9 protein-coding genes are annotated in these 6277 nt (G+C 37.3%); 4 read left to right on the forward strand and 5 right to left on the reverse strand.

Annotation, left to right across the window (positions count from 1 at the left end):
- Positions 1–308 precede the first annotated feature (308 nt).
- Complete coding sequence (locus tag G327_RS25540) at positions 309–722, forward strand: DNA-3-methyladenine glycosylase family protein (protein ID WP_281167247.1); 414 nt, start codon at positions 309–311, stop codon at positions 720–722.
- 263 nt (positions 723–985) lie between these two features.
- Here G327_RS25540 and G327_RS0123450 read toward each other — a convergent pair whose 3' ends face one another.
- Together G327_RS0123450 and G327_RS0123455 are read right to left on the reverse strand one after the other, a co-directional pair.
- Entirely contained in the window at positions 986–1411 is a 426-nt protein-coding gene (locus G327_RS0123450; RefSeq protein ID WP_019617244.1) for a hypothetical protein, read from the reverse strand.
- An 89-nt stretch (positions 1412–1500) separates the two neighbouring features.
- On the reverse strand, positions 1501–1869 hold the full coding sequence (locus tag G327_RS0123455) for a VOC family protein (protein ID WP_019617245.1): 369 nt from the start codon (positions 1867–1869) through the stop codon (positions 1501–1503).
- A 180-nt stretch (positions 1870–2049) separates the two neighbouring features.
- Here G327_RS0123455 and G327_RS26335 point away from each other — a divergent pair, with 180 nt between their 5' ends.
- Positions 2050–2610: a CGNR zinc finger domain-containing protein gene (locus G327_RS26335; protein ID WP_019617246.1), complete on the forward strand. Its 561-nt coding sequence runs from the start codon at positions 2050–2052 to the stop codon at positions 2608–2610.
- 125 nt (positions 2611–2735) lie between these two features.
- On the opposite strand, the gene G327_RS0123465 is transcribed toward G327_RS26335, so the two are convergent.
- Positions 2736–3239, reverse strand: coding sequence for a lactoylglutathione lyase family protein (locus G327_RS0123465; protein WP_019617247.1), 504 nt, complete (start codon positions 3237–3239; stop codon positions 2736–2738).
- 31 nt (positions 3240–3270) lie between these two features.
- Entirely contained in the window at positions 3271–3855 is a 585-nt protein-coding gene (locus tag G327_RS0123470) for a hypothetical protein (protein WP_019617248.1), read from the reverse strand.
- 520 nt (positions 3856–4375) lie between these two features.
- On the opposite strand from G327_RS0123470, the gene G327_RS0123475 reads away from it, so the two are divergent.
- Both G327_RS0123475 and G327_RS0123480 read left to right on the forward strand, forming a co-directional pair.
- Positions 4376–4714 carry a PadR family transcriptional regulator gene (locus G327_RS0123475; protein WP_019617249.1) on the forward strand — a complete coding sequence of 113 codons (339 nt, stop codon included), beginning with the start codon at positions 4376–4378 and terminating at the stop codon, positions 4712–4714.
- The gene (locus G327_RS0123480) at positions 4707–5420 is read left to right on the forward strand and encodes a hypothetical protein (protein WP_019617250.1); all 714 of its coding nucleotides are present in this window, start codon (positions 4707–4709) and stop codon (positions 5418–5420) included. The genes G327_RS0123475 and G327_RS0123480 overlap by 8 nt, the downstream gene beginning before the upstream one ends.
- A 581-nt stretch (positions 5421–6001) precedes the next feature.
- Here the strand turns inward: G327_RS0123480 and G327_RS0123490 are convergent.
- A partial coding sequence (locus tag G327_RS0123490; RefSeq protein WP_157601296.1) for an IS3 family transposase occupies positions 6002–6277 on the reverse strand: 276 nt, incomplete at its 5' end.

Here is a 6277-nt window from a genome sequence, read left to right on the forward strand (position 1 = left end):
CGGGTTGGACTGCTTGAATAAAGCCGAACCATAGAATTGTTAAGTTGCAGGGAAATCTGCAAAGAACTGGATTAGCGTTGGCACTAAATAATTACTGAGGCTTATAAAGCCAAGAGCAGTAGCCATACAACATTGCATGACTACATCGCTTAAATTCAGATGGGTGACTGGTGCATATTGACACCAACATTGTGATTTTTAGGTGTGTATTAACAAACAACAAATTAGCGGTTCATGTACGATTTAATACTTGGTTAAAAAACACCCAAGGAAACTTGCATACCAGCTTGACCAGAACTCACTAATGGGTGACTCCTGAGAAATTGATGGTAGTTGCTGATCAAGAACTTCGAGATGCGGGCTTATCTTGGCGAAAAATAGAATATGCAAAAGGCTTAGCAGAAGCTGTCGTCAATGGAAGCTTTGATATCGATAAATTAAACGGTCTAAATAATGAAGAAGCAATTAAGGCAATTACAAAATTGAAAGGATTCGGTCGTTGGAGCGCTGAAATCTATTTAATGTTTTCTCTAGGACGGCTGGATGTTTTCCCTGCAGATGACTTAGGACTATTAGTCGCATTAGGTCAGTTAAAAGGCCTTCCAGAGCGGCCGACAGCGAAGCAGGCTCGTGAAATGGTTAGTCATTGGACGCCATGGCGAAGTATCGGGTCACTATTTCTTTGGCAGTATTATCATCAGCGAAATTCAGTACAAAAGTGAATGACGGATATTCCCAATATTGCGTCAAGATGCATCTCGCAGATAATTACAAATATGCAGTATGTGTAATTATGTTCGCTATTAGGAGGATGCTGGCATGTCTTGACAGAAACTGGATAACACAAAGGCTCTTGGTTTTCGCATATAATATCGATGTTAGTGGAATAAAAAATGTTTCGAGTATTTAGTGGTGTTAATGAGTTTATCTGAGGAGGGCCCAGATAAACTCTTATTAACTTGACGATGTAGTGTTATTTCAATCATTATTCAAAAGTAATTGAATGAAATCCTTTTTCTAAGTTTGTTTCTGAAATTGTTCCGTCAGCGTTTATGAACTGGTATTTTCCAGACTTTGCATTCATTCCAACTTTATAACAAGCCACGCCGTCTTTAGCCCAGTCTTCGCAATAAAAACCAGAGTCTTTTACAAACCATGGAATAAAACGAACGTCTGAACCTTCAATATGAACAAGCGCGATGCCGTTTTTGTGATTACGCTGCACATACCTCGTTTTTTCTTCCCCAAATACTCCAGATAATGTATTGCCGCCTATTGTTGATGTAATTTCAGCAGCTGTAAGCACTTTAATTTTATCAGTATTTATTGTGTCTGCATGAGCCGTGCCTAGAGAAGCTATTACTAAAATAGCACCGAGCCTACTTGAATAGACGGGTTTATTATTTTTCATTACGATTCCTTCATCAAAATTATCTTATTGCGCAAATTAATCTATTAAAACCAACGGTAAAGCGAAGCTCATTGGCCATCATTTTGCTGTTAGCTAACAATACAAAACCCATTACCAAATGGATCAGAGCAGTGGGCAAATGCAGAATCTTCCGCTGAGACATGTCCTTCAACTTCACCGCCGTATTTTTTCACCAACTCCATTGATGCTTCCAAATTATCCACATTGAAATCTAAGTGAACCGGAGTCCAATGCCTTTTGTAGCTGCGTTTATGCTCAGCTGCTGCAGTAGTTCCTTCGTTCTTTTCTAGTAAATTAATGTTTAGACCGCCAATAGAAAGCACAGCCCAATCTTCAGAATGTTTGTCCTTCAGGTCACAAGAAAGAGCCTGAACATAGAAATCTATTGCTTTGGTTAGATCTGCGACATCAATCGTTATTGAAATTTTTTGTGACATTTTCCACCTCCATATTACAACCACCAAAGAAGGATAGACGGTTATGCCCGCAAGCACCAGAAACTTTTACAACCACCTACCACAAATAGAGGGTTGGATCACAATTATCAGTTGAATATCATCAGATAGTGGTATACTCAATAAATTAATTACGACAGATACCAAAATATGGACTACGACATGTTCACTGAAAAATTACGGATAGGAAGCCCTCCTGCTCCGGAAAGTCTCGTTCTAGTAGAAGGATTTCTTAATACTTGGTCAGGCGAACTAAACATTGATGACTTCAAAACGCCTCATTCAACCGAAGAGTGGTTGAGAAGTGTTGAATTGTGGGTAAGCGAAGAGCATATAACACCGGAACAAACCCAAAAAATAATTCAGTTTCGTAGCGATTTACGTACATGGATTTTAGATAGCGAGAGCCGCAAGTCACTCGACGCATTGGCTTCGGAGATTTCTTTTCAAGTTAACTTTAATGCTGACGGTGAAGTTAGATTCACTTCAACGGGAGATCCATACCATAGAGCTATTGGTACACTTATTGAAATCATAGGTGAGAGCCAGAAGAATGGTACATGGGATCGTTTTAAATGCTGCGCCCTTCCTACATGTGGATGGGCATTTTATGACTCTACTCGTAGTCGTACAAAACGGTGGTGCTCAATGCAGACATGCGGTTCTCGTCATAAATCGAGAGAGCATTATAAGCGTAAACAACAGTCTGATATAGAAAAATAACGGCAGTTGAATGCAATTGATAATTTAATCAATACGTAATTTAAAGATCAGAAAAAAAAGCCGAATGAACTAAAAGCATCAGGTGCCTAAAATAACGTCCGGCTTTATATTCTTTCGAGGGGTTATTAACTATACGCCCCTGCGGAGAACTGCAGATCAAAACTATGGCTTTTAATATCGAAGACATTTCCGAACGGATCTTCCATCATAATAAGTCGATAAGGCTTTTCTCCTGGAAATAAATAACGAGGTGACTTCATTCGTTTTTTACCGCCAGCTGCAACTATTTTTTCAGCTAACTCTTCTACATTTGGATCTTGTACTGAAAAGTGGAACATACCTGTTTTCCAATATTCAAAATTATTCTCTGAACTTTCCTGATTTTTAAATTCATATAACTCTATACCAATACGATCACCTGTCGATAAAAGCGCCAGTTGAAACGGTTCCCAGTTATCACCGAAAATCTCAGTAGCAATTTCAGAAAATGCAGGATTATCTTTTTTAACCTCATTAGGCTCCATGATTAAGTACCAACCTAAAACTTCAGTATAAAACTTAACGGCCGCTTTAATATCGGGTACTGAAATCGCAAGGTGAGAAAATGTTCTTGGATAAGGATGTGACATTGTAAATCTCTCTCTTTAGTTATAATGGTGATTAACGTACACGCTTAGCGGTGATCTGTTCACCTAAAAACCAAGTTTTTCCATTATCGAAACTAAATTTCATTACCCAATCCATGCTATCTTTTTTGATATTATAAAAGCGAACTTTTGCTAAGGCTGATTGCTTAGGCGTTAAACTAACATCAACGTCAAAGTGCCCTTCCCCATCAATAAACTGCCCTCGAAAAGATTGAGAGTGCATATATTTAAGAGAAGACATATAGGTCATCTCCCACTGATTGGTCTTTGGACTGAACGTACGCAGAGTAGGAAAGTAAGACTCTTTAGAGCCATCTTTATTAAACCAAGTGACTTGATCAAAAACCATTCTACCTTCATCTAAATATTGCGCTTCCCACTTGCCCTTATATTCACCAGTCTGTGTTCCATCAGGAGCAAACCGCTGACTAAGCAAGTCCCAATGACCAATCAAAAATTCAAATTGTTTCATTTCAACTGGCGCAGGCTTTAGCACCACTTGTGCAGAACCTACTTCTTCTGCACTAACAGAAATAATAGACATGGCATGCAGTACCACCGTCATAATCAGCAAGTGAATAGATCTGATTTTTTTCATTTTTATACCCTCAATAAAATTTTTTTATGCCTAAATTTGGTTTCACATAAAACGCTAGTTTCCAAATCAAGCTCATCATTCAAAACCACCAAACAATGATAGACGGTAACAAACACAATTACAACCATCAAACAACAATAGATGGTCATAACTTCAATGACTAAATATTATTAGATCAGTAGAAATAGTTAATGATGCGTGTATCGGAATCTTTTACTAAACTTAAACCATCAGGATATCCCCTTATATTTCAATAGATTAAAGCCTTAAATATTTAAATCTTTATATTACAGGTACGGTACTAAGCTATTGTGCTCGAAAACGGAAAGAAGCGAGCGTCTGCGAGTTAGCTTTCTAAGGTAAAAAGGAGCATATACAGCCTTAGTGTTTACTAAATTATCTAGGGTTTTCTTTTTCTAATAGTTCACTTTCGTTTCAAAATAACTATTATGTAGTTATTATTGACACAACTTAAATAAAAACTATTATGTAGTTATTATACTAATTAAGTGGGCTATAGATGGCTAATAAACAGATGTACTTGGGCGAGTTTGAACACGTTGTATTACTCAGTATTATGCACTTAGATAATAATGCATATGGCGTTACTATCAGGCATCAGCTCAAAGAAATGATAAATAGAGATGTTACTTTAGGTGCTTTATATTCAACTATTGAGCGGCTTGAAAAGAAAGGATATATAACATCGAAAAAAGGCGGCTCAAAACCGGAAAGAGGAGGAAAAGCAAAGCGATTGGTACAAGTCACAACATTGGGGTTAAATATGTTATCCATGTCTAAAAAGCAATTTGAAACCATGTGGCAGAACATCCCAACTTTGGAGAATACTCATGCGTAACACTTTATTATCAATGTCACTCTGGCTTTTCCAACATATATTACCTAATGAGGTTAAAGACGATATCTCTGGTGATTTACAGGAAGAGTACACTGAACATGTGTTGCCGGAAAAAGGGAAATTTCAGGCTGACATTTGGTTATTAAAACAAACATTATTAACTTGTTCTCATCATATTTTTACATATTCTAATGGATTTGCGCTTTTAGCAGCTTTAATAGGTCTCAGTATATTTTTTATTTTATCAGTAGCTATTGCGTGGTTAAGCACTTTCAAAGCAATAGATGTTAGTGACGCTTTTATGAATAACTTGTCTTCTGGGGCATCTCATAAAATATTCGTTGAACCGGCTTTTTGGCAATATATACCAGAGTCTTATCAGCATTTTAGTGAATTCGGTATTTGGATGTGGATAGAGTTACGCGCTGGTTTATATTCAATATGTGCTGTTTATTTTATCGCTAAAATAAACAAAATTATTGGTTTAAACATCAAAAGCTATGCTTTATTAGCAATTATGTTGATGTTTATCCCATATTTTTGGGGGACATATCAATTCTTATTTCATGATATACCGCTTAAAGAGGCAGGGCCGATTATTGCGACTATGTTGTTTACCGTTTGGTATATGATTTTACCTATAAGCTGGCAATTAATTAAAAAAATAATTGCCAGCAATAGTGTAAGTTCAGGATTGTTATCATGAAGTTGTAAATCATTGCTTAATATGCACCTAAGGCCATTAATCAAATCGGACATGTATGCGTTTAGCAACGGCAAATATCACAAGTAACCTGCACTATTACGCAACGCTTATTGCTAATGAGAGCTTTCGTACGTGCTAGTCAGTCACGCTCGGAGTCGGAAAGAAGCTAGCATAGTACGATCTTTTACATTCAAGAAATTCAGAAAAGATGATATAGACAACAAAGGCCACCTTTAAACGTTCACATAACGAGTATTATGATAAATTAAGAAGCATGAACTCGGGTTAGTAAAAACCGTGACAACTGTATCGAGTCCGAATGCACCCGCTTATAGCTGTATGTACTGCATTGTTATTCTTTTATGTCACAGGTCTTTAACTTAATACTTAAAGGCCTAAACACTCCTTCACTCAATACAGCAGCATAAAATAAAACGATTAAATCAACTGCTGATGCTCTTAAAAGAGCAAAGTTATCATAAGTATCAATATTACCAAGTATTGCAATCGCTCCAACAATTAAGCCGATTAATCCCCCACCTGACCTGGTCAACTGAATTCGGTCACCCTAGTTAAGTTCGTTAAGCTACTTCTTTTAACGGTCTATCCATACGTTCAAATTCATTGGGGCTTCGATAATCAAGGTATGAATGCATTCGTTGGCAGTTGTACCACATCGTGATGTAATTCATAACATCTTGCTGAGCTGCATAGCGCGTTTGATAATTGCGCCAATGAACACGCTCCTGTTTCAAACTGCCGAAAAAACTTTCTGCTACTGCGTTATCCCAGCAACATCCTTTTTTACTCATACTGCCTACAAATCCATGCAACCGCAGTATTCGTCTATATTGATG

Origin of the sequence: Psychromonas ossibalaenae ATCC BAA-1528 (genome assembly GCF_000381745.1) — a bacterium.
Classification (GTDB): Bacteria; Pseudomonadota; Gammaproteobacteria; order Enterobacterales; family Psychromonadaceae; genus Psychromonas; species Psychromonas ossibalaenae.